Source organism: Streptomyces carminius (assembly GCF_002794255.1).
GTDB classification, from domain to species: domain Bacteria; phylum Actinomycetota; class Actinomycetes; order Streptomycetales; family Streptomycetaceae; genus Streptomyces; species Streptomyces carminius.
Genome location: NZ_PGGW01000069.1, coordinates 462,469 through 485,031 on the forward strand (window position 1 = coordinate 462,469; position 22,563 = coordinate 485,031).

Annotated in this window: 22 protein-coding genes; 11 read left to right on the forward strand and 11 right to left on the reverse strand. The window is 72.4% G+C overall.

Annotated elements, in window-relative coordinates; translation table 11 throughout:
- Positions 1-38 precede the first annotated feature (38 nt).
- The 6 genes from ybeY (at position 39) to era (ending at position 4,953) form a co-directional block, all read left to right on the forward strand.
- Positions 39-536, forward strand: coding sequence for an rRNA maturation RNase YbeY (gene ybeY / locus CUT44_RS29010; protein ID WP_100204917.1), 498 nt, complete (start codon positions 39-41; stop codon positions 534-536).
- The gene (locus CUT44_RS29015; protein ID WP_100204918.1) at positions 533-1,879 is read left to right on the forward strand and encodes a hemolysin family protein; all 1,347 of its coding nucleotides are present in this window, start codon (positions 533-535) and stop codon (positions 1,877-1,879) included. The genes ybeY and CUT44_RS29015 overlap by 4 nt, the downstream gene beginning before the upstream one ends.
- A gap of 265 nt (positions 1,880-2,144) precedes the next feature.
- The gene (locus tag CUT44_RS29020; RefSeq protein WP_233221736.1) at positions 2,145-2,741 is read left to right on the forward strand and encodes a hypothetical protein; all 597 of its coding nucleotides are present in this window, start codon (positions 2,145-2,147) and stop codon (positions 2,739-2,741) included.
- Positions 2,742-2,829: 88 nt separating this feature from the next.
- A complete protein-coding gene (locus CUT44_RS29025; protein ID WP_199185874.1) occupies positions 2,830-3,447 on the forward strand; it encodes a hypothetical protein in 618 nt (205 codons plus the stop codon).
- Positions 3,448-3,523: 76 nt separating this feature from the next.
- Complete coding sequence (locus tag CUT44_RS29030) at positions 3,524-3,889, forward strand: cytidine deaminase (RefSeq protein WP_199185875.1); 366 nt, start codon at positions 3,524-3,526, stop codon at positions 3,887-3,889.
- 92 nt (positions 3,890-3,981) lie between these two features.
- Positions 3,982-4,953 carry a GTPase Era gene (gene era, locus CUT44_RS29035; protein WP_199185876.1) on the forward strand — a complete coding sequence of 324 codons (972 nt, stop codon included), beginning with the start codon at positions 3,982-3,984 and terminating at the stop codon, positions 4,951-4,953.
- Between the two features lie 132 nt (positions 4,954-5,085).
- Here the strand turns inward: era and CUT44_RS29040 are convergent, their stop codons facing one another.
- Together CUT44_RS29040 and CUT44_RS29045 are read right to left on the reverse strand one after the other, a co-directional pair.
- On the reverse strand, positions 5,086-6,735 hold the full coding sequence (locus CUT44_RS29040) for an MDR family MFS transporter (protein ID WP_100204920.1): 1,650 nt from the start codon (positions 6,733-6,735) through the stop codon (positions 5,086-5,088).
- A 136-nt stretch (positions 6,736-6,871) separates the two neighbouring features.
- The gene (locus tag CUT44_RS29045) at positions 6,872-7,519 is read right to left on the reverse strand and encodes a TetR/AcrR family transcriptional regulator (protein ID WP_100204921.1); all 648 of its coding nucleotides are present in this window, start codon (positions 7,517-7,519) and stop codon (positions 6,872-6,874) included.
- Between the two features lie 292 nt (positions 7,520-7,811).
- Between CUT44_RS29045 and leuA the strand changes: the two genes are divergently transcribed.
- Positions 7,812-9,578, forward strand: coding sequence for a 2-isopropylmalate synthase (gene leuA / locus CUT44_RS29050; RefSeq protein ID WP_100204922.1), 1,767 nt, complete (start codon positions 7,812-7,814; stop codon positions 9,576-9,578).
- A gap of 81 nt (positions 9,579-9,659) precedes the next feature.
- Here leuA and CUT44_RS29055 read toward each other — a convergent pair whose 3' ends face one another.
- The gene (locus tag CUT44_RS29055) at positions 9,660-10,418 is read right to left on the reverse strand and encodes an SGNH/GDSL hydrolase family protein (RefSeq protein ID WP_100204923.1); all 759 of its coding nucleotides are present in this window, start codon (positions 10,416-10,418) and stop codon (positions 9,660-9,662) included.
- Between the two features lie 222 nt (positions 10,419-10,640).
- On the opposite strand from CUT44_RS29055, the gene CUT44_RS29060 reads away from it, so the two are divergent.
- Positions 10,641-12,794, forward strand: a complete 2,154-nt coding sequence (locus tag CUT44_RS29060; RefSeq protein ID WP_100204924.1) for an MMPL family transporter — start codon at positions 10,641-10,643, stop codon at positions 12,792-12,794.
- Positions 12,795-13,001: 207 nt separating this feature from the next.
- Here the strand turns inward: CUT44_RS29060 and CUT44_RS29065 are convergent, their stop codons facing one another.
- The 4 genes from CUT44_RS29065 to CUT44_RS29080 all read right to left on the reverse strand — a co-directional run bounded on the left by CUT44_RS29065 (position 13,002) and on the right by CUT44_RS29080 (position 16,416).
- Positions 13,002-14,453, reverse strand: a complete 1,452-nt coding sequence (locus CUT44_RS29065; protein WP_100204925.1) for a HAMP domain-containing sensor histidine kinase — start codon at positions 14,451-14,453, stop codon at positions 13,002-13,004.
- A complete protein-coding gene (locus tag CUT44_RS29070) occupies positions 14,450-15,142 on the reverse strand; it encodes a response regulator transcription factor (protein WP_100204926.1) in 693 nt (230 codons plus the stop codon). Before CUT44_RS29070 ends, CUT44_RS29065 begins: the two co-directional genes overlap by 4 nt.
- 93 nt (positions 15,143-15,235) lie before the next feature.
- On the reverse strand, positions 15,236-15,691 hold the full coding sequence (locus tag CUT44_RS29075) for a PIN-like domain-containing protein (RefSeq protein WP_100204927.1): 456 nt from the start codon (positions 15,689-15,691) through the stop codon (positions 15,236-15,238).
- Positions 15,688-16,416: a DUF433 domain-containing protein gene (locus CUT44_RS29080; RefSeq protein WP_158239683.1), complete on the reverse strand. Its 729-nt coding sequence runs from the start codon at positions 16,414-16,416 to the stop codon at positions 15,688-15,690. The genes CUT44_RS29075 and CUT44_RS29080 overlap by 4 nt, the downstream gene beginning before the upstream one ends.
- 203 nt (positions 16,417-16,619) lie before the next feature.
- Here CUT44_RS29080 and CUT44_RS29085 point away from each other — a divergent pair, with 203 nt between their 5' ends.
- From CUT44_RS29085 to CUT44_RS29095, 3 genes are all read left to right on the forward strand, one after another.
- Positions 16,620-17,372: a TerB family tellurite resistance protein gene (locus CUT44_RS29085; protein ID WP_100204929.1), complete on the forward strand. Its 753-nt coding sequence runs from the start codon at positions 16,620-16,622 to the stop codon at positions 17,370-17,372.
- Between the two features lie 63 nt (positions 17,373-17,435).
- Entirely contained in the window at positions 17,436-18,185 is a 750-nt protein-coding gene (gene recO, locus CUT44_RS29090) for a DNA repair protein RecO (RefSeq protein ID WP_100204930.1), read from the forward strand.
- A 95-nt stretch (positions 18,186-18,280) separates the two neighbouring features.
- Entirely contained in the window at positions 18,281-19,135 is an 855-nt protein-coding gene (locus CUT44_RS29095; RefSeq protein WP_100204931.1) for an isoprenyl transferase, read from the forward strand.
- Positions 19,136-19,215: 80 nt separating this feature from the next.
- On the opposite strand, the gene CUT44_RS29100 is transcribed toward CUT44_RS29095, so the two are convergent.
- The 4 genes from CUT44_RS29100 to CUT44_RS29115 form a co-directional block, all read right to left on the reverse strand.
- Positions 19,216-19,638: a Fur family transcriptional regulator gene (locus tag CUT44_RS29100; protein ID WP_100205267.1), complete on the reverse strand. Its 423-nt coding sequence runs from the start codon at positions 19,636-19,638 to the stop codon at positions 19,216-19,218.
- A 136-nt stretch (positions 19,639-19,774) separates the two neighbouring features.
- Positions 19,775-20,692: a metal ABC transporter permease gene (locus CUT44_RS29105; protein WP_199185904.1), complete on the reverse strand. Its 918-nt coding sequence runs from the start codon at positions 20,690-20,692 to the stop codon at positions 19,775-19,777.
- The gene (locus CUT44_RS29110) at positions 20,692-21,453 is read right to left on the reverse strand and encodes a metal ABC transporter ATP-binding protein (RefSeq protein ID WP_100205268.1); all 762 of its coding nucleotides are present in this window, start codon (positions 21,451-21,453) and stop codon (positions 20,692-20,694) included. The genes CUT44_RS29105 and CUT44_RS29110 overlap by 1 nt, the downstream gene beginning before the upstream one ends.
- Positions 21,454-21,491: 38 nt before the next feature.
- On the reverse strand, positions 21,492-22,550 hold the full coding sequence (locus tag CUT44_RS29115) for a metal ABC transporter substrate-binding protein (protein ID WP_199185878.1): 1,059 nt from the start codon (positions 22,548-22,550) through the stop codon (positions 21,492-21,494).
- Positions 22,551-22,563 lie beyond the last annotated feature (13 nt).

Sequence of the window (22,563 nt, forward strand, 5' to 3'; positions counted from 1 at the left end):
CGAGCACCGAGAGCAACGGAAAGCATCCCAGCACTCCCATGTCGATCGACGTCAACAACGAGTCAGGGCGGGAGATCGACGAGCGCGCGATCCTCGACATCGCCCGCTACGCGCTGGCCCGGATGCGCATCCATCCGCTCTCGGAGCTGTCGGTGATCGCCGTCGACTCCGAGGCCATGGAGCAGCTGCACCGGCAGTGGATGGACCTGCCCGGCCCCACCGATGTCATGTCCTTCCCCATGGACGAGCTGCGCCCGCCCGCCAAGGACGACGAGGAGCCCCCGCAGGGACTCCTCGGTGACATCGTGCTCTGCCCGGACGTCGCGGAGAAGCAGGGCGCCGAGGCGGCGACGAAGCACTCCATGGACGAGGAGCTGCGGCTGCTCACCGTCCACGGGGTGCTGCACCTGCTCGGCTACGACCACGAGACCCCCGCCGAGCGGGCCGAGATGTTCGGCCTCCAGGCGGCCATCGTCGACGGCTGGCGCGCCGAGCGCGGTCTGGACGGGCCCTCCCCGGCTCCGACGACGACATGAGCGGTCAGCTCGTCGCCGCGGCGGTCGTCCTGGTCTGCGTGGCCTGGCTGGCCGCCTGCGCCGAGGCCGGGCTGGCCAGCACCACCAGCTACCGTGCCGAGGAGGCCGTACGGTCCGGGCGGCGCGGCGGCGCGAAACTGGCCGCCGTCGCCGCCGACCCCACCCGCTACCTCAACCTGGCCCTGCTGCTGCGCGTCGCCGCCGAGATGGCGGCCGGGGCCCTGGTCACCTACGGCTTCGTGCACACCGTCGAGGAGACCTGGCAGGCGCTGGCCGCCGCCATCGGCACGATGGTGCTCGTCTCCTACGTGGCGGTGGGCGTCTCGCCGCGCACCATCGGCCGCCAGCACCCGCTGAACACCGCCACGGCCGCCGCGTACGTCCTGCTGCCGCTGGCCCGGGTGCTGGGCCCGCTGCCGCAGTTGCTGATCCTGCTGGGCAACGCGCTCACCCCGGGCCGGGGCTTCCGCAAGGGCCCGTTCGCCACCGAGGCCGAGCTGCGGGCCATGGTGGACCTGGCCGGGCGCGAGGCGCTGATCGAGGACGAGGAGCGCCGCATGGTGCACTCGGTCTTCGAACTGGGCGACACCCTGGTGCGCGAGGTGATGGTGCCGCGCACCGAACTGATCTCCATCGAGCGCTTCAAGACCATCCGCCAGGCCCTCACCCTGGCCCTGCGCTCGGGCTTCTCCCGTATCCCGGTGACCGGGGAGAACGAGGACGACGTCGTCGGCATCGTCTACCTCAAGGACCTCGCACGGAAGGTCCACATCAACCGTGGCAACGAGACCGAGAAGGTCTCCACCGCCATGCGCCCGGCGGCCTTCGTCCCCGACACCAAGAACGCCGGCGACCTGCTGCGCGAGATGCAGAAGGCCCGCAACCACGTGGCGGTCGTCATCGACGAGTACGGCGGCACCGCCGGGATCGTCACCATCGAGGACATCCTGGAGGAGATCGTCGGCGAGATCACCGACGAGTACGACCGGGAACTGCCCCCGGTGGAGGACCTCGGCGCCGGCCGCCACCGGGTCACCGCCCGGCTCGACCTCGGCGACCTGGGCGAGCTGTACGGCCTGGACCTGGAGGACGAGGACGTGGAGACGGTCGGCGGACTGCTGGCCAAGCTGCTGGGCCGGGTCCCCATCGCGGGCGCCAAGGCCGTCGTGGACGTCTCCGGGGCCCGCGCCGACCGCACCGCCGATCCCTCGCTGCGGGGTCTGCGGCTGACCGCCGAGTCCCCGGCCGGCCGCCGCAACCGCATCGTCACGGTCCTGGTCGAACCGGTCCGTGCCACCGCCCCGGAGACGGAGGGCGCGCCGGCCGCGGAGAGCGGGAGCTGATCCCTCCGCCCCGGCCTCCCGTCCCGTTCCGCTCCCATCACGCTCCCGCACCACATACACCACACGCGCCCCCACCGCCCCGCCGGCCGTACCGGCGGGGCGGTTCCGCGCCTCCCACATTTCCGGGCACGCCGGAGCGGGGACAGGCGCTCGACCAGTGCTTCGGAAAACGATCGCGGGCAATAGCGGGCATCCTGTTTCGCCCCGGCGGATCCGAGTAAGGAGGACCACCGCACATCGCTCCCGATGAACCGAGGAATCGCGCATGGTGAGAAGAACAGCCCGCAGGACCCGTACCGCGGCGGTGGTGTTCGCGGCGGCCGGTGCCGTCGCGGCGGCCCCCGTCCAGGCCGTCGCCGCCCCGCAGGACGCGCCCCGGGACGGCGCCCGGCACTGCATCGCGGACCTCCGCACCGGGGCACAGGAGTGCTTCGGGACCTTCACCGAGGCCGTCGAGGCGGCCTCCGGCGGCCGCATCGACGACGCCCCCGCCTCCGCGCGGAGCGCCGCCCAGGACCCGGCGTTCCGGAAGCGGACGAAGGAACTGGCCACGGCCGCCGAGACCGCCCGGAACGGCGATCTCATCCAGGGGACGCTTTTCGAGCACGAGAACTACGGCGGCGCCACCTTCACCGTCTACGGCGAGGCGCCCTGCCCGGACAACGGCAAGGTCGACTACAGCATCGACCTGCCGGACGACTGGAAGGACATCGTCACCTCCGTGCAGCCGTGGGCGAACTGCTGGATCTGGCTCTACCCCGAGCCCGGGCTGAACGGCGACCGGGACGGTCCGTTCAAGGAGAACACCCCCTACGTCGGGTCGTTCATGAACGACCGCACCGAGTCCGTCGGTTTCAGCTGACCGCCGGGCGCACCGCGCCCGCTCCCCGCGGCGCCCGTCCGACTCCGGGCGCGCCGCAGGCCATCCCCCACAACACATGGAGTCACCGATGACCGGAAGAGTCCGTCCTACGGTCCTGTTCGCGGCGATCGCGACCGCCGCCGCCACGGCCCTGGTGCCGACCACCGCCCACGCCGACCACGGCGAGAACCCGACCATCCGCCAGCTGCTCGACAAGTGCAACAACGGCACCGACAGGTGCGTCTTCCACCCCGACGGCCCGCCGGAGACCTTCATGGGCCCGACCCGCCGGGTCGGCGAGGAGGTGTACAACTGCACCGACGATCCGCAGCGGTTCTCCGTGGGCTGGTCGGACACCGTCGGCGAGTCGAACAGCGTAGGGGTCTCGCTGACCACCGAGGCCGGCTTCGCCGAGGTCTTCAAGGTCAGCCTCGAGGTCAGCTACAACCACACCTGGTCCAGCTCCCACACCAAGAACCAGAGCACCTGGGTCGAGGTGCGCCCCGGTGAGATCGGCTGGGTGACCCGGGCGGCCGAGATGCAGCGCTTCAGCGGACGGTACGAGATGAACTTCCCGGACCGCTACTACGGCCACTACTACTGGTACGCGCCGTTCACGGCGGAGGGCCCGGCGCCCAGCGGACGCGACACCATAGCCCAGCACACCCGGCCGATGACGGACCAGGAGAGGTCGCAGCGCTGCTGACACCCGCTCCCGGCCCCGCGGCCCCGTCCGGACCCACCGGTCCGGACGGGGCCGCCCCCGGTACGGCCGACCGCATATGCTCACCCCCATGAGTGAAGCCGCCGGCCTGGACCCCGAAGACCGCAAGATCATCACCCTCGCCCGCAGCACGCGGGCCCGCAACGGCGTGCCCGAGGGGGCGGCCGTACGGGACGAGACCGGACGCACCTACGTGGCCGGCACCGTCGCGCTGAAGTCGCTCAGACTCAGCGCCCTGCAGACCGCGGTGGCCATGGCGGTGGCGTCCGGGGCCAAGTCGCTGGAGGCCGCGGCGGTGGTCTCCGAGGCGCCCGCCGTGCCCTCCGCGGACCTGGCCGCCGTCCACGAGCTGGGCGGACCGGCCACCCCCGTACTCCTGGCCGGCCCGGACGGCGCGGTGCGCTCCACCGTCACCGCCGGCTGACCGGCCGGCGTCGCGCGCCGGACGACCGCCGTCCCGGCTCCGCCCGGCGGCATGATCCGGCCGGGTCCGCGGGGGCCCGGGGATCGGGGAGAATGACCCCCATGAGTGACCGTTCCCCCTCCCCCCGGCCCGTGACACAGGCGGAGCCCGCACCGCACCGGTCGGGCTTCGCGTGCTTCGTCGGCCGCCCCAACGCGGGCAAGTCGACCCTCACCAACGCCCTGGTGGGAACGAAGGTCGCGATCACCTCCAACCGTCCCCAGACCACCCGCCACACGGTGCGCGGGATCGTCCACCGGCCCGACGCGCAGCTGGTGCTGGTGGACACCCCCGGCCTGCACAAACCGCGCACCCTGCTCGGCGAGCGGCTCAACGACGTGGTGCGCACCACCTGGGCCGAGGTCGACGTGATCGGCTTCTGCCTGCCCGCCGACCAGCGGATCGGCCCCGGCGACCGGTACATCGCCAAGGAACTGGCGGCCATGAAGCGCACCCCGAAGGTCGCGGTGGTCACCAAGACAGACCTGGTGGACTCCAGGGCCCTGGCGGAGCAGCTCGTCTCCGTCGACCGGCTGGGCAGGGAGCTGGGCTTCGAGTGGGCCGAGATCGTGCCCGTCTCGGCCACCGCCGGCGACCAGGTGGGCCTGCTGGCGGACCTGCTCGTCCCGCTCCTCCCCGAGGGGCCGCCGCTCTACCCGGACGGCGATCTGACCGACGAGCCCGAGCAGGTCATGGTCGCCGAGCTGATCCGGGAGGCCGCGCTGGAGGGCGTACGTGACGAACTGCCGCACTCCATCGCCGTGGTGGTCGAGGAGATGGGGCCGCGCGAGGGCCGTCCGGAGGGCCGGCCGCTGCTGGACATCCACGCCAACGTGTTCATCGAGCGGCCCAGCCAGAAGGGCATCGTCATCGGGCCGAAGGGCAGCCGGCTGAAGGAGGTCGGCACCAAGTCCCGCAAGCAGATCGAGGCCCTGCTCGGCACGCCCGTCTACCTCGACCTGCACGTCAAGGTCGCCAAGGACTGGCAGCGCGACCCCAAGCAGCTGCGCAGGCTCGGTTTCTAGGGCGGGTCCCCGCCGCCGGGCGGCTCGCCGCCACAGGCCGGGGCAACGGCGTTCCCGCCCCGGACACCCGGGCGCGCGGAGGCCCGCCGCCGTCCGCGCGGTGTGCGGACGGCGGCGGGCGGGGCGCTCCGGTCAGGCCCGGGCCGGTTCGGCGGTCTCCGTCTCCCCGGCCGGCTCCGGTGCGGCACCCGCGTCGGTGCCGAGTTCCACACCGGGTTCGGCACCGGCACCGGCACCGGCACCGGAGTCGGCGTTGGTGTTGGACAGCACCTTCTCCGGCAGGAGGAAGGCCAGCACCAGGCTGACGAGGAACAGCGGCAGCAGATAGCCGAAGACCGGTGTCAGCGCGTGCTGGTACGAGGCCACCACCGCGTCCCGCACCGGTTCGGGCAGCGCGCGGACCAGGGCCGGGGTGAGGGACTCGGGGTCCCCCACGGCCCCGGCCGCCTGAGGCGGGATGCGCTCGGCGAGCTGGTCGCTCAGCCGGTGGGTGAAGACCGCGCCGACCGCCGCGGTGCCCAGGGTGGCGCCGATCTCGCGGAAGAAGTTGTTCGCGGAGGTGGCGGTGCCCACGTCCGAGACGGGGAAGGCGTTCTGCACGGCCAGCACGAGGTTCTGGATCATCATGCCCATCCCGGCGCCGAGCAGGAAGAAGTACCCGCACAGCACGGGCAGCGGGGTGTCCACCTCCAGGGTGGACATCAGCACCACCGTGACGCTCATCACGGCCACCCCGAGGATCGGGTAGATCTTGTAGCGGCCGGTGCGGCTGATCAGATGCCCGGAGGGCATCGCGGTGCCCATGATGCCGACGACCATGGGGATCAGCAGCAGCCCGGACTCGGTGGCGCTGACCCCGTACACCATCTGCAGATAGGTGGGCATGTAGCCGATGACGGCGAACATGCCGACACCGATGGCGATCAGACCGATCAGGGTGGCGATGTTGAAGATCCGGCTGCGGAACAGCCGCAGCGGGATGAGCGGTTCGGCGGCCCGGCCCTGGACGAGGAAGAACAGCACCCAGGCGGCGACCCCGCCGGCGGCGAGCGCCAGGATCACCGGGTCGGACCAGGCGTAGTCGGTGCCGCCGAAGTCGGCGACCAGCACCGTGCAGGTGACGGCCGCGGCCATCAGCACGAACCCGGCCCAGTCGAAGGAGACCTTCACGGCGCGGCGCGGCAGCCGCAGCGCGAACGCGCAGACGGCCAGGGCCAGGAAGCCCAGCGGGAGGTTGACCCAGAAGGCCCAGCGCCAGTCGTGGTGGTCGGTGAACCAGCCGCCCAGCAGCGGACCCGCGACGGAGGAGAGGCCGAAGACGGCGCCCATGGGGGCCATGTACTTCGCACGCTGCCGCGGCGGTACGAGGTCCGCGACGATCGCCTGCGAGGTGATCATGAGGCCGCCGCCGCCCAGCCCCTGGATCGCCCGGCCGGTGATCAGGGTGCCCATGTCCTGGGCGATGCCGCCCACCACCGAGCCGACGATGAAGACGGCGATCGCGGACAGGAACAGGCGCTTGCGGCCGACCAGGTCGCCCAGCCGCCCGTAGACGGGCATGGCGACGGTGGCGGCGAGGATGTAGGCGGTGGTCACCCACGCCATGTGGCTCACGCCGCTGAGCTCGCCGACGATCGTGGGCAGCGCGGTGGCGACGATCGTCTGGTCGAGTGCGGCCAGCAGCATGCTGACCATCAGGCCCGCGAATATCAGGCCGAAGTGGGGCGGCAGAGCCGGCGGCGCCGGCTCCTCGTGCTCCGCCGGGGCGGCGGCATCGGACATCGGTTACTCCAGGAAGGGACGGTGCGGGACGTTCCGGGCGGCGGGCGGGGGCGCCCGCACGGAACAGGGACGGGGAAGACAGGGGAGGGGGCCGTACGGGAGCCCGGCCGGGCGGGGGCGCCGGAGCCCCGGCGCCTCAGGGGGTCAGCAGGGCGCGCAGCAGCGCCGCCGAGTGTTCGACGTACGGCACCGGGGAGTCGTCACTCCGCGGTGCCGCGCTCTTCCAGCGCTCCAGACCGGTGCGGACGGCGGCCATGGCCAGGGCGGCGATGAGGGCGGCGGTCTCGTCCGGCTCGCCGGGCCCGCCGTCCGTACCGCCCTCGCCCCCGCCGCCCCCGTCGCCCAGCCGCCGGGCCACGGCCCCGGCCAGCGTGCGCTGGAAGTCGTCGAGCTGGGCCAGGAACGCGGCCGCCACCCCCGGGGTGGTGCGGCTGATCTCCATGACCGCGTGCAGTTCGGCCCGGAGCGGCGGGTTCTTTGACAGGTCGGCCGTGATCAGGGCGGCCAGTTCGGCCAGCACCTCGCGCGGCTCGGCCGGCCCGGCCGCGGCGAACGCCTCCAGGGCCCGCGGGTCCGGGCCGGCCGGTCCCCGGGCGACGGCGGCCTCCTTGCTGCCGAAGTAGTTGAAGAAGGTCCGCGGCGAGACGCCGGCCTCCTCGCTGATCATCTCCACGGTGACCTTGTCGAAGCCGTGCGCCAGGGCCAGCCGCAGCGCCGCGGAGTGGATGCTCCGCCGTGTCTCGCGCCGTCTGCGCTCACGGAGTCCTTCGGCCGGTTTCACCATGGGGATATTCTTGCACAGGCTGCAAAGTGTGCACGGCGTGCATGCTTCAGTGCTCAAGGGAGAGCGGGCACGGGAAGACAGGACTTCTCGCATGCTGATACATGCCGCTGTGCACCCCCGGCTTCGGTTACGCTGGCCCGGCCATGCGTTTCGGGCTGCTCCTCCTTAGCTGCCGCGGCGAGGGCCTGTAGTCATACGGCCGACCCCCTCCCCGCGGAGTTCGGTGTTGCCGTCGTCGGCCCCGTCCACAGCCACTGAAGCCACTCTCCGTCATCCAGGAGCCAAGCCCGCCATGAGTGATTCCCCCTCCCGTATCGGCCGCCCCACGCCCGTCACCGCGGCGACCGTCGCCCAGCAGCCGTCCGGTATGCCGATCCACCGCTACCGCGGCTACGAGGCCGTCGACCTGCCCGACCGCACCTGGCCCGGCAAGCGCATCACCACCGCCCCCCGCTGGCTCTCCACCGACCTGCGCGACGGCAACCAGGCGCTGATCGACCCGATGTCCCCGGCGCGCAAGCGGGCGATGTTCGACCTGCTGGTACGCATGGGCTACAAGGAGATCGAGGTCGGCTTCCCCGCCTCCGGCCAGACCGACTTCGACTTCGTGCGCTCCATCATCGAGGAGGGCGCGATCCCCGAGGACGTGACGATCTCGGTGCTGACCCAGGCCCGCGAGGACCTGATCGAGCGCACCGTGCAGTCCCTGGCCGGCGCCCACCGGGCCACCGTCCACCTCTACAACGCCACCGCGCCGGTCTTCCGCCGGGTGGTCTTCCGCGGCTCGAAGGACGACATCCGGCAGATCGCGGTGGACGGCACCCGGCTGGTGATGGAGTACGCCGAGAAGCTGCTGGGCGACGAGACGGCCTTCGGCTACCAGTACAGCCCGGAGATCTTCACCGACACCGAGCTGGACTTCGCCCTGGAGGTCTGCGAGTCCGTCATGGACGTCTGGCAGCCCGAGGAGGGCCGCGAGATCATCCTCAACCTGCCGGCCACCGTCGAGCGCTCCACGCCCTCCACCCACGCCGACCGCTTCGAGTGGATGTCGCGGAACCTGTCCCGGCGCGAGTTCGTCTGCCTGTCCACCCACCCCCACAACGACCGCGGCACCGCCGTGGCCGCCGCCGAACTGGCGGTCATGGCCGGCGCGGACCGGGTGGAGGGCTGCCTGTTCGGGCAGGGCGAGCGCACCGGCAACGTGGACCTGGTCACCCTGGGGATGAACCTGTTCAGCCAGGGCATCGACCCGAGGATCGACTTCAGCCGGATCGACGAGATCCGCCGCACCGCCGAGTACTGCAACCAGATGGAGATCCACCCGCGCCACCCGTACGCGGGAGACCTGGTCTACACCTCCTTCTCCGGCTCCCACCAGGACGCCATCAAGAAGGGCTTCGAGGCGATGGAGGCCACCGCCGCCGAGCGGGGGAAGGCGGTGGAGGAGATCGAGTGGGAGGTGCCCTACCTGCCCATCGACCCCAAGGACGTCGGCCGCTCCTACGAGGCGGTCATCCGCGTCAACTCCCAGTCCGGCAAGGGCGGCGTCGCCTACGTGCTGAAGAACGAGCACAAGCTGGACCTGCCGCGCCGGATGCAGATCGAGTTCTCCAGGATCATCCAGGCGAAGACCGACGCCGAGGGCGGCGAGGTCACCCCGAAGCAGATCTGGGACATCTTCCGCGACGAGTACCTGCCCAACCCGGACAACCCCTGGGGCCGCATCCAGGTACGCACCGGCCAGACCACCACCGACACCGACGGCGTGGACACCCTCACCGTCGAGGCGGCCGTCGACGGCACCGAGACCGTGCTGTCCGGCACCGGCAACGGCCCGATCTCCGCCTTCTTCGACGCGCTGGCCAGGACGGGCATCGACGCCCGACTGCTGGACTACACCGAGCACACCCTGAGTGAGGGCGCCTCCGCGCAGGCCGCCTCGTACATCGAGTGCGCCATCGAGGACAAGGTGCTGTGGGGCATCGGCATCGACCCCAACACCACCCGCGCCTCCCTGAAGGCGGTCGTCTCCGCCGTCAACCGCGCCTACCGCTGAGGCCCGTGACATGACATGACGCGGCCCGGCCGGGGTGTCCCCGGCCGGGCCGCGCGCCGTCCGCCTGCGGTACGGAACGTGTCAGCGGTCCCCGGCCCGGAACCCGGGGGACAGCACCTCCGCGAGGGCCTCCGCCGCCACCTGGTAGCCCGCGGCGGAGGGGTGGAAGCCGTCCTCGGCGAAGAACGCCGGGCGGTCGGCCGCCATCGCCTCCATCGGCAGGGGCACATGGTGGATCCCGTACTCGCGCGCCACCTTCACCAGCACCCGGTCCAGCTGCCGGGCCCGCAGACCCAGCACCGTCCGCAGTGGCTGCGGCAGCACGGGGAATTCGTGCACCGGCGGCAGTCCGCAGAACGCGACGGGCACCTCGTCGCCGAGCCGGGCCCGCAGGTCGGACATCAGCACCCGCAGCGCCCGCCGCCACCGGCCCAGCGAGCCCGGCCGCATCAGCTCGTTGACGCCCGGGGAGACGACCACGGCGTCGGGCTCCCAGCCGTTCAGCGGATCGCGGCACTGCCGCACCGGGTTGTCCAGCGTGTACCGGACCGTCGCCCCGCCGCGCGCGGCGACCCGCCACCGCACCTCGCCGCCGGTGTGCCGGGCGAGCAGCCGGCCCACCCGGCCGGCCAGTCCGTCGTCGTTGTGCGCCACCCCGAAACCGGCGGCCACCGAGTCGCCCAGCACCATCAGCCGCAGCGGCGGGCCGTCCGCCGCCCCACCGGGCCCGGGGCAGGCCCCCTCGTGTCCGTCCGCCGCCGTCAGCCGGGGGATGTCCCGTCTGGCCCGGGCTCCCTGCCAGGCGAGCAACGGCGCCAGCAGCAGGCTCGCGGGCTGCACGGCCCGTATCGCGTAATCCGTCAGCCCCCTTTCTACGCCGCTCCGGGGCCGCCGGGGCGGACAAGCACCACTTCGGTCCCGCACCTCACCGGGGCGCACGCCGTCTACTGGACACACCCCCGGGGCCAACGGCCTGAGCACCGTATTAACAGTCGTCTCAGGTTCGCTCGCTAGGAAGTGGCATCCAGATAAGCGATGCAACCCGTATGTAGGAGGCTAGTGATGGCAGTCGACGCAGCGCCGTCCGGACAAGCGCCGGCCGGTCGGTTGGCAGGCCGGTGGGTGCCATGGTTGGTGATTGGCTTGTGGCTGGTGCTGGCGGCGGGCATGGTGCCGCTGAGCGGAAAGCTGAGCTCGGTCACCACCGACAGCGCCGTGGACACCCTGCCGGCCAGTGCCGAGTCCACCAAGGTGGCGGCGCTGGACGACAGTCTCCCCGGCGGTGACGACAACACGTTCGTCTTCGTGTACCACCGCGCCGACGGCATGACCGACGCCGACCGCGCGACGGTCGAGCGCCACTACAACACCCTTGCCAAGCGGTACCCGCCGAAGGAGACGGCGGCGGCCGGCGAGGACGACGAGGGCTCACCGACGAGGCTCTCCACCGACCGCAAGGCGATGGTGTTCACCCTCGAGGTGAGCACGGACTACGGCCCACCGGAGGAGATCGTCGGCCCGTTGCGTGACGCCGCGAAGGACCGCCCCGCCGGCCTGGAACTCGACGTGACCGGCCCGGGCGCGATCGACGGCGACATGGATGCCGTCTTCGACGGCATCGACGAGCAGGTCCTCATCACCACCATCGTCGTCGTCACGCTCCTGCTCATCCTCACCTACCGCAGCCCGGTGTTGTGGATCATCCCGCTGGTGGCCGTCGGCGCGGCCGCACTGACCTCGATGGGGACCGTCTACCTGCTCGTCAAGGGCTTCGGCATCGTGGTCAACGACCAGAACTCGGCGCTGCTGACGATCCTGGTATTCGGCGTCGGCACGGACTACGCGCTGTTGCTCATCGCTCGATATCGGGAGGCACTGCACCACCATGAGAACGTCCGGGTCGCGATGGTCCACGCGCTGCGCGGCGCGGCGCCGGCCATCGTCGCGTCCGCGGCCACCGTGGTCGCCGGCCTGCTCTGCCTGCTCGCCGCGGACCTGAACAGCACCAGCGGCCTGGGCCCGATCGGTGCGGCCGGCATCCTGTGCGCGCTGGTGGCCATGCTGACGCTGTTCCCGGCGGTGCTCGTGGTGCTCGGCAGGCGGATCTTCTGGCCGGCCATCCCGCGGTTCAGCACGGCCGCCGTGGAGGAGAAGCCGGGGCTGTGGGGACGGCTCGGCACCGCCATCAGCCGCCGCCGGTGGGTGGCGACGCTCGGCTCGCTCGGAGTCCTCGGCGTGCTCGCCCTCGGGCTGGCGGGCAACACCAACGCCCTGCGGGAGCAGGACCAGTTCCTGTCCGCGCCGGAGTCGGTCACCGGCTTCACCGTTCTCGGCCAGCACTTCCCGGAGCTCGGCGGCCAGCCGATGACGATCTTCACGCGGCCGGCGTACCAGGAGCGGGTGCTCGACATCGTCAAGGACACTCGCGGTGTGGCCCAGGCCATCCCGGAGCAGACCAGCGGTGACTGGGCCAACATCTCCGTGTTCCCGAAGGCCGCGCCGGACACCGCCGCGGAGTACGACACGATCAAGCGGGTGCGCACCGCCGTGCACGCGGTGAGCGGGGCGGAGGCGATCGTCGGCGGGCCGAGTGCGGAGAACCTCGACACCGAGGTGACCACCAAGCGCGACGAGAAGCTGGTGATCCCGCTGGTGCTCACCGTCGTCCTGATCGTCCTCGGGCTGCTGCTGCGCGCGATCCTGGCCCCGCTGGTCCTGATGGCCACCGTGATCGTCTCATTCGCCGCAGCCTTCGGCGGCAGCGTGTTCGTCTTCGACACGATCCTCGGGTTCAAGGGTATCGACTACTCGGTGCCGCTGCTGGCATTCCTGTTCCTGGTGGCACTCGGCATCGACTACAACATCTTCCTGACCAGCCGGGCCCGGGAGGAGACCGTGCGTCTCGGCACCAGAGAGGGCATGCTCAAAGCCCTCTCGGCCACCGGTGGCGTCATCACCTCGGCAGGCCTGGTCCTGGCGGCCACGTTCGGGGTCCTCGTCACACTTCCGCTGGTGATGCTGGTCGAGGTCGGGTTCCTGGTCGCCTTCGGCGTGCTGCTCGACGCCCTGCTGGTGCGGTCGGTCCTGGTGCCCGCCCTCACCTTGCTGATCGGCCGGCGGATGTGGTGGCCGAGCCGGCTGTCCCGTCCAGCGGCGGAGCCGACGGACGGTCAACAGCCGCTCGCCGACGACAAGGAGCCCGCGCTGCAACGGTGAGCGCGGCGGCACGGACGAGATCCGGGACGGGGACCCAGACCCGTCCCGGATCCTTTTTCACGGGCCCGACGGTCGCCGCCCTCTGGTCCTGCGCCACGCGCCGGGGCTGGGGTCGGCGCATCGCGGTGTCCTGCCCCGACGGTGAGCCGCGCGGGGCCATGCCCGAGGGCCGCCGTCCCTTGTCCTGCGCCGCGCCGCCGGGGCGGGTCAGCGCATCGCGGTGTCCTCCCCGGCGGTGAGCCGCGCGGTCGGGGCGGGCGGGGCCGCGGCCGGAAGGTCGACCCGAAGCAGCGCGCCACCGCGTGCGGAGCGGGCGACGGTGGCCCGGCCGCCGTGGGCGTCGACGACCCGCTGCACGATCGACAGCCCCAGACCGGATCCCGGCAACGCCCGGGCGCTGTCGGCACGGTAGAACCGGTCGAACACCCGCGGCACGTCGGCGGCGTCGATGCCCGGCCCGGCGTCGTCGACCTCAAGCACCGCCGACGCGCCCTCGGCACGGAGCCGGACCTGGACCGGCTGGTCCGCGGGGGACCACTTACCGGCGTTGTCGATGAGGTTGAGCACCGCTCGTTCGAGCGCGGCGGGACGCCCGTTCACCCACACAGAGGTCACGTCGAGCGTCACCTCGACGTCGGGGGCGCGGGAATCCGCCCGGGTCGCGGCGGCCACCACGACGTCGGCGAGGTCGAGCACCTCGGTGCTCTCGTCGCTGACGTCACCGCGCGCCAGGTCGGTCAGCTCGGCCACAAGGGTGCTCAACTCGTCCACCTGGGCGCCGAGATCGTTGAGCAGCCGGGTCCGGCTCTCCGCCGGCAGTGCGCTGTCCAGGGTGCCGCGCCGATCGAGCCGGATCAGCAGCTCGGTGTTGAGGCGCAGGCTGGTGAGCGGGGTCTTGAGCTCGTGGGCGGCGTCCTCGGCGAGCAGCCGCTGCGCCCGCCGGGAGTCCCGGAGCGCGGCGAGCATGTCGTTGATCGACTGGATCAGCCGCCGGATCTCCCCGCCGCCCTCGTCCGGGATGTCGGCGTCGAGATCCCGGGTGTGCGCGACACGTACCGCGGCGGCGGTCAGCCGGTCGATCGGTGCCAGCCCGGTCCGCGCCACGGTCCGCCCGACCAGGGCGCCGCCGACCACGCAGAGCAGCCCGATCAGCAGCATGCCGAATCCGAACTCGTTGACCGGGCCGTCGTCGACGACGTGGGCCACCTGGACCGCGCCGTCGCCCGCCCGCAGCGTGTAGATGACGTGGCCTTCTTCGTCGCTGCCGTTCGACTCCAACAGGTCGGCCGACGCGCCACGCGCCACGCGCCCGGCCTGCTCGCTGACCGGGGGCAGCGAGGGTTGGCCGGCCGGCGTCCGGACCGAGCCGTCGTGCAGGATGACCCGCACCAGCCGACCGGATCCGGAATACGGCGGTAGCTGGACCTGCGCCAGACCGGCGTGCTCCGCGTTCGTCGCCAGGATGCGGGAGTCGGCGCGCAACTGATCCTCGGCGGTGTCCCGCAGCTCCCACTCCAGTAGCTCGCTGGCCACCTGGAAGGCCACGAACACGCTGACCGCGATGGCCGTCGCCGCGATCACCGTCAGCCTGGTCCGCAGGGACCGCCGGCGCCACCATCGGGTCAGCCGGCGCGGTTCCCGGCCGGCGGGCCCGCTCACGGAGGAGTCTCCCGCAACGTGTATCCCAGGCCGCGCAGCGTGTAGATCAATCGCGGCTCACCCTCGGCCTCCATCTTGCGGCGCAGGTAGCTCACGTATACCTGGAGGTTGTTGGCGGTGGAGCTCATGCCGAAGCCCCAGATCGCCTCGAACAGCGCGTCGCGGGTCAAGACCCGGGTCGCGTTGCACAGGAGGACCTCCAGAAGGGAGAACTCGGTCCGGGTCAGGCGCAGCGGCCGCCCGCCCCGCCACGCCTCGAACCTGTCGGGATCGAGCCGGACGTCGGCGAACGACAGGATCTGCGACTCCTCGTCGGTCGGCGTGCGCCGGCGCAGCAGGGCCCGCACCCGGGCCAGCAACTCCTCGGTGGCGAACGGCTTGGGCAGGTAGTCGTCGGCGCCCGCGTCCAGCCCCGCTACCCGGTCGGAGACCTGGTCACGGGCCGTCAGCATCAGCACCGGCAGATCCCGACCCGCGGCCCGCAACCGCCGGCAGGTCTCCAACCCGCCGAGGCGGGGCATCATCACGTCGAGGAGCAGCAGATCCAGCGTGTCACCGCCGGCCCCACCGACCCCGTCGAGCACGGCGAGACCGTTGGCGACGGTGCTGGTGTCGTAACCCTCGACCTGGAGCACCCGCTCCAGCGACTCACGGATGGCCGCGTCATCATCCGCGATCATGATCCGCACGCCGCCCCGCCCCCTTCCAGTCGATGTTTTTGCCGCTCATTGTCCCCGACCAACCTGAGACCAGGATTAGAGCGTCGCCGGGGACCGCGGAAGTCAGTTCCGCTGCCGGCGGCGGGCCAGGCGCTCCCGCAACTGCTCGACGCTCACCTCCACCAGCCCGGAGCCGGTGATCTTGAGAGCCCAGGGGCCCTCCCGCCCGGCCGCCTCGCGCAGCTCGCCGAGACAGGCGACGAACCTTTCGGCCTGCGCGCGACCCGTCATGTTGTTGTTCGCGAAGACCACGTAGCGTGCGCGGTGTTCCAGTACGGCGGCGATCTCCAGCTCGTTGCTGAGGATCATCTTGTCCGCCCCTACACAGATCCGGCCCTCGGCGGTGGCCTCCGCCAACCACTGTCCGTCCTGGACGTGCTCGGCGGGCCGCACCCCGTACCGTTCGCCGATCGTGACCACATCCGGGACATGGGTGCGGACGATCTCGGCGAACCGCCTGGAGTTGGTGCTGCGGTCGAGGAAGAGCCTCAGCTCGGGGACGTCGGGGCCTGGTGTCATGCCGCTCCGTGCGCATGGCGATCGGCCACCTCGGCCACGTGGTCCTCGGGAATGCCGAAGTCGTCGGCGACCTCCGCAACGCTCTCGCCCGCGTCCAGGCGCCCGCTAACGACGTACAGCGGGGTCCCGGTGGCGGTGAAGTAGGGGCGGCCGAAGTTCACGGTCGGTTCGGCGGCGACCTCCGCCACGTCGTAGCCGGGCAGCAGGAGCCGGTCGGCGTACTCGCCCTCGTCGTAGCGGATCTTGCGCAGGTATTCCTCCACGACCTCGCGGAAGACGTACTGTCCGTCCTTCAGCACGATCAGCCTGCGCGCCCCTTGGCGGTGCGCCCGTTCCAGGGAGTCCTCCTCGCTCACCTCCCACAGGAGCTGGGCCCCGCACAGATGCAGCCGCTCGGAGGCCAGGGCGTGCTCCACGCCGAGCCGGTCGCGGACGAGTTCGAGGGCGGGCCTGATCTGTTGCATCGGTACGCCGGCCCGGCGCAGCGCGGAGAGGAACATCCCCTCGGCGAGCCCGATGAAGGGAATGGACGGCTGAGGGGAGCCGGTCTCGCCGAGATGGGTGATCAGCGGAGCCCCCTCGACCGCGGGGCGGTCGCGGAAGGTGTTGCGGTAGCCGCGAGCCCAGGAACGCAGAGTCGTGGGAGGCATGTCCAGGTAGTGCGCAGCCTCGGTCTGGGTGTAGATCGGGACGCTGAACCGGACATCCTGGCCTGTGCTGGACACCGTGACCACCTCCTTCCCCAGTCTCCCAAGCACGCGGCTCCGGACGGTACTCGGCGCGGACCGCCCCGGGGCCGGGATATGCGCTGGTTCACCCGAACGAGTCGCCGAGGAAGTTCTGGCGCCGGAGGCGGCCGGAGCCGGGCCGCGCGGGGAGGCGCGAGCACCTCCGCGCCGGGCGCGCAAGGGCCGGAAGGGACCGGCATATGTCCGACGAGGGTACTGACGGCACCTCACTACTGTGGTTAACATCACGCCACGCGGCAAAGGCGCTGGAGCGTGACGGAGGTACGGCGGTGGTGCACTCCCCGAACAGGGACGGCCGGAGACTGCGTCTGGCGGGCATCCGCACGGCATGGCGCACGGTCGACGACGGTGAGTTCTTCTGCCCGTCGTGCGGCGGCGACCGCAGCTACCGGCGCCGCACCGGACGCCGGCTGCTCGTCGTGCTGGGTGTCCCCGTCCTGCCGCGCGGCGCGGCCGGGCCCGTGGTGGAGTGCGCCTCCTGCCGGGAGCACTTCGGCACCGACGCCCTCGACCACCCGACCACCACCCGGCTGGGCGGCATGCTCCGCGACGCCGTGCACACCGTCGCGCTGGCGGTGCTCGCCGTGGGCGGCTCGGAGGCGCGGGCGACCCGCGAGGCGGCCGTGGGGGGCATCCGGACCGCCGGTTTCACCGGCTGCTCCGAGGAGCAGCTCGTCACCCTGCTGGCGGCGGTCGCCGCCGACAGCGTCACCATGGAGATCGAGCTGCACGAGGCGCTGGCCCCGCTCGCCCCGCACCTCGCCGCGCCCGGCCGCGAGAACCTGCTGCTCCAGGGCGCCCGCGTCGCCCTCGCGGACGGCCCCTACACCCCCGCCGAGCGCCAGGTGCTGGTGGCCGTCGGACGGATCCTCCGGCTGTGCGAGGAGGACACCGCCCGGCTGCTGGACGCCGCCCGCACCACCCTCTCCTGAGCCTTCGGTCCGGGGTCCGTCCCGGGCGCCCCCGCGGGGGAGCGGCTGGGGGAGAATGAGGGAATGAGCCTGTTCCGCGACGACGGCGTCGTCCTGCGCACCCAGAAGCTGGGCGAGGCCGACCGCATCATCACCCTGCTGACGCGCGGGCACGGCAGGGTGCGGGCGGTGGCGCGGGGGGTGCGGCGCACCAAGTCGAAGTTCGGCGCGCGGCTGGAGCCGTTCTCGCACGTGGACGTCCAGTTCTTCGCCCGCGGCAGCGAACTGGTCGGCCGCGGGCTGCCGCTGTGCACCCAGACGGAGATCATCGCGCCGTACGGCCGGGAGATCGTCGCCGACTACGCCCGCTACACCGCCGGGACGGCCATGCTGGAGACGGCCGAGCGCTTCACCGACCACGAGGGCGAGCCGAACGTCCAGCAGTACCTGCTGCTGATCGGGGCGCTGCGCACCCTCGCCGCCGCGGCGCACCGCCCGGACCTGGTGCTGGACGCCTTCCTGCTGCGCTCCCTGGCCGTCGGCGGCTACGCGCCCAGCTTCGCCGACTGCGCCCGCTGCGGGCTGCCCGGCCCCAACCGGTTCTTCTCCGTCGCCGCGGGCGGTGCGGTGTGCGGCGACTGCCGGACGCCGGGCAGCGTCCTGCCGTCCCCCGAGGCGCTGCGGCTGCTGGGCGCGCTGCTGACGGGCGACTGGGCCACCGCCGACGCCGCCGAGAACCGGCACGTACGGGAGGGCAGCGGGCTGGTCTCGGCCTATCTGCACTGGCACCTGGAGCGGGGGCTGCGCTCCCTGCGCTACGTCGAGAAGGGCTGAGCGGCTACGCTCCCGTACGTCCCCGCCCGCCGGGGCCCACCGAGTCCGTATCCGGCGCGGCCGCCGCGGCCCGCCCCACTGGAGATGAGAGCCACATGGCACGGCGCGGAATGCTGTCCCGGCAGCGTCGCGAGTACCTCGTACCCGAACCGCACCCCTCCGGCGCGCGCCCGCCGGAGATCCCCGGTGAGCTGGTGCCGAACCATGTGGCGATCGTCATGGACGGCAACGGCCGCTGGGCCAAGCGGCGCGGCCTGCCCCGCACCGAGGGGCACAGGAGGGGCGAGGCCACCGTCCTGGAGGTCCTCAAGGGCTGTCTGGAGATGGGGGTCGGGAACCTCTCCCTGTACGCCTTCTCCACCGAGAACTGGCGGCGCTCCCCCGAGGAGGTCCGCTTCCTGATGAACTTCAACCGCGACGTCATCCGCCGCCGCCGCGACGAGATGGACGCCATGGGCATCCGCATCCGCTGGGTCGGCCGGATGCCCAAGCTGTGGAAGTCGGTCGTCCAGGAGCTCCAGGTGGCGCAGGAGCAGACCGTGGACAACGACGCCATGACGCTGTACTTCTGCGTCAACTACGGCGGCCGCGCGGAGATCGCCGACGCGGCGGCGGCCATCGCGGCGGACGTGCGGGCCGGGCGGCTGGACCCGTCGAAGGTGACGGAGAAGACCGTCGCGAAGTACCTCTACTACCCGGACATGCCGGACGTGGACCTCTTCGTGCGGCCCTCGGGCGAGCAGCGCACCTCCAACTACCTGATCTGGCAGAGCGCCTATGCCGAGATGGTCTTCCAGGACGTGCTGTGGCCGGACTTCGACCGCCGTCACCTGTGGGACGCCTGTCTGGAGTACGCCCGCCGCGACCGCCGCTTCGGCGGCGCGAAGCCCAACCAGGTGCCCGACCCCGGCGCCCCGGACACCCCCGGTACCCCGGACGCGACGGCCTGAGCGGACCGGCCGGAGACGGCGGCGGCCTTGTACACCCCACCCGGGGTGTACAAGGCCGCCGCCGTCTCCCGCGGACGCCGTCAGCGCTCGGCGCGGGCGGCGGCGCACTCGCCGCAGGTGCCGAAGATCTCGATGGTGTGGGCCACGTCCACGAAGCCGTGCTCCGCGGCGATCGCGTCGGCCCACCGCTCCACGGCGGGGCCCTCCACCTCCACGGCCCGGCCGCAGTGGCGGCAGACCAGGTGGTGGTGGTGCTCGTCGCTGCTGCACCGGCGGTAGACGGACTCGCCCTCGTCGGTGCGCAGCACGTCCACCTCGCCGGCGTCGGCCAGCGCCTGGAGGGTGCGGTAGACGGTGGTCAGCCCCACCGAGTCGCCGCGGTGCTTGAGCATGTCGTGCAGCTCCTGGGCGCTGCGGAACTCGTCGACCTCGCTGAGCGCCGCCGCCACAGCGGCGCGCTGCCGGGTCGACCGGCCGCGTACGGGGGGACCTGCGGTCGCCACCATTGCCTCCTCACGTCGGCGCTACGGCGCTGCCTCGCGTAGCTGATCGGCCATTGTGCCAGGTGCGGCGGTGCCTCCCGGCCCGGCCGCCGGGCGCGCCCCCGGCCGGCGGCCCGGTCCCGCCGGCGGGACCGGGTCACCGCACGACCGTAGCGCCCCCGGGCACCTCCCGGCTCCCCTCCTGCTCCTCCCGCGCCTCCCGGCTGAGCACCGGCCCCTTCGGCGCCCCGCGCCCGGGCCGGGCGCGGAGGCGGGCGAGCAGCGGGGCGAGCGCGGCGAGGACCGTGAACAGCGCGATGGCCAGCAGCACGATGGTGGCGCCGGGCGGCACGTCGGCGTAGAAGGAGGTGGCGGTGCCGGAGACGGCCACCAGCACCCCGGAGGTCACCGCCAGCGCCAGCGTGGTCGCGAAGCCGCGGGTGATCTGCTGGGCGGCGGCGACCGGCAGCACCATCAGGGCGCTCACCAGCAGCAGTCCCACCACCCGCATGGCCACGGTCACGGTGACCGCCGCGGTGACGGCCAGCAGCAGGTTGAGCAGCCGCACCGGCAGCCCGGTGACCCGGGCGAACTCCTCGTCCTGGCAGATCGCGAAGAGCTGCCGCCGCAGCCCCAGGCAGACCGCCAGGACCAGGACCGACAGCACCGTGATCGCCACGAGGTCCCCGGGGGCGACGGTGGTGACCGAGCCGAAGAGCGGGGAGATCAGATCGGTGGTGGAGCCGCCCGGCGACAGGTTGATGATCATGACGCCGCCCGCCATGCCGCCGTAGAACAGCATCGCCAGGGCCACGTCGCCGCGCGCCCTGCCGTACCAGCGGATCAGCTCCATGGCGACCGAGCCGAGCGAGGCGACCGCCACGGCCGTCCACACCGGGCTGGTGTTCAGCAGGAAGCCCAGCGCCACACCGGTGAGGGCCACGTGTCCGAGGCCGTCGCCCATGATGGCCTGGCGGCGCTGGACGAGGTAGATGCCGACGGCCGGGGCGGCGACGCCGACCAGCAGCGCGGCGAGCAGCGCGCGCTGCATGAAGGGGTAGTCGAGGAGCTCGATCACGTCAGCAGTCCGGTCCGGGTCGGTTCGGTGTCCGCGTCGGCGTGCGGGTGGCACGCCTGGTCGTGGAGGTGGACGGTGCCGTCCACCCGTTCGACCCGGCCGTCGTGGAGGACGACGCTGCGGTCGATCAGCGGGGCCAGCGGTCCCAGCTCGTGCAGCACCAGCAGGACGGACACCTGGCGGGCGACCTGGTCGCGCAGCGCCTCGGCGAGGACGCGCTGGCTGAGCAGGTCCACTCCGGCGAGCGGCTCGTCCATGACCAGCAGCTCGGGCTCGCAGGTCAGCGCGCGGGCTATCAGCACCCGCTGGTGCTGGCCGCCGGAGAGCGCCTCCACCGGGTCGCCGGCCCGGTCGGCGAGTCCGACCAGTTCCAGGGCCCGGTGCACGGCCGCCCGGTCGCCGCGGCCCAGCGGCCGCAGCCACCGGCCGGCCAGCCGCCCGGAGGAGACCACCTCGCGCACGGTCGCGGGGACCCCGGCGGCGGCGGTCGAGCGCTGCGGCACGTAGCCCACCCGCCGCCAGTCGCGGAAGCGCCGCAGCGGGGTGCTGAACAGCTCCAGCCCGCCGTCCGCCGGCACCTGGCCGACGGCGGCCCGCACCGTGGTCGACTTGCCCGAGCCGTTCGAGCCGAGCAGCGCGACGACCTCGCCGCGCGCCACCTCCAGATCGATGCCGCGCAGGACCTGCCGCCCGCCGAGTGAGGCGGTCACGCCCCGCAGGGACAGCACCGGCGGTGCGGTGGTGGGCTCGTCTGCCATGGGTGCCTCCTCGGAGGGGTCGGCCGGGCCGGTCCGGGTCACCGCGCGCCGAGCGCCTTGCGCAGTGCCTGGAGGTTGGCCCGCATGATCTCCAGGTAGTCCTCGCCCCGGGAGCCGTCCGAGACGCCCTCCACCGGGTCCAGGACGTCGGTCCTGAGCTTCAGGTCGGCGGCGAGCGACTCGGCCGCCCCGCCGTCGGCACCGGGCTCCAGGAAGACCGTGCCGACCCCGTCCTCCTCGACGACCGTGTGGAGTTCCCTCAGATGGGCGCCGCTGGGGCCGGACTCGGGGTCGAGTCCGGCTATGGACTCCTCGTGCAGACCATAGCGCTCGGCGAGGTAGCCGAAGGCGGCGTGGGTGGTGACGAAGGTGTCGGTCCGGCGGTCCTTCAGGCCCGCGCGGAAGTCGGCGTCGAGGTCGCGCAGCTTCCCGGCCAGCTCTCCGGCGTTCTCGCGGTAGTCGGCGGCGTGGTCCGGGTCGGCCTCGGCCAGGGCCTTGCCGACGCCCTCGGCCATCTCGGCGTACTTCACCGGGTCGAGCCAGACGTGCGGGTCGAGGGCGCCCTCGCCGTGTTCGTGGCCCTCGTGCTCCCCGCCGTGCTCCTCGCCGTGCTCTTCCTCGTGCCCGGCCTCGACCTCGCCGTGCTCCCCGCTCTCCTCCCGGTGGCCCTCCTCCTCGTGCCCGCCGCCGTGCTCCACCAACTCGGTGTACGAGCCGGCCTCGGCGACGTGCTCCGGCCCGGACTGCTCGACCGCCCGGTCCACGGCGGGCTGGAACCCCTTGAGGTAGACGACGAGGCCGGCCTCACCCAGTTCGGCGGTCTGCCGGGGGCTGATCTCCAGGTCGTGGGGCTCGACGCCGGGCTTGGTCAGCGGGCTGACCGACACATGCTCCCCGCCGATCTCCTCGGCGAGGAACTCCATCGGGTAGAACGAGGCGACGACCGTCATCCTGCCGTCCTCCTCCGCCGTACCGGTGCCGCAGGCGGTCAGTGCGAGGAGGCCCGCGATGAGGGCGCCGGCCAGTGCGCCCCGGGCGGGGCGGCGGCTTCCGGAGCGGGGTATGAGAGGGCGGCTTCGAGCGTTCATGACACTCATTTTCAGTCCAGAT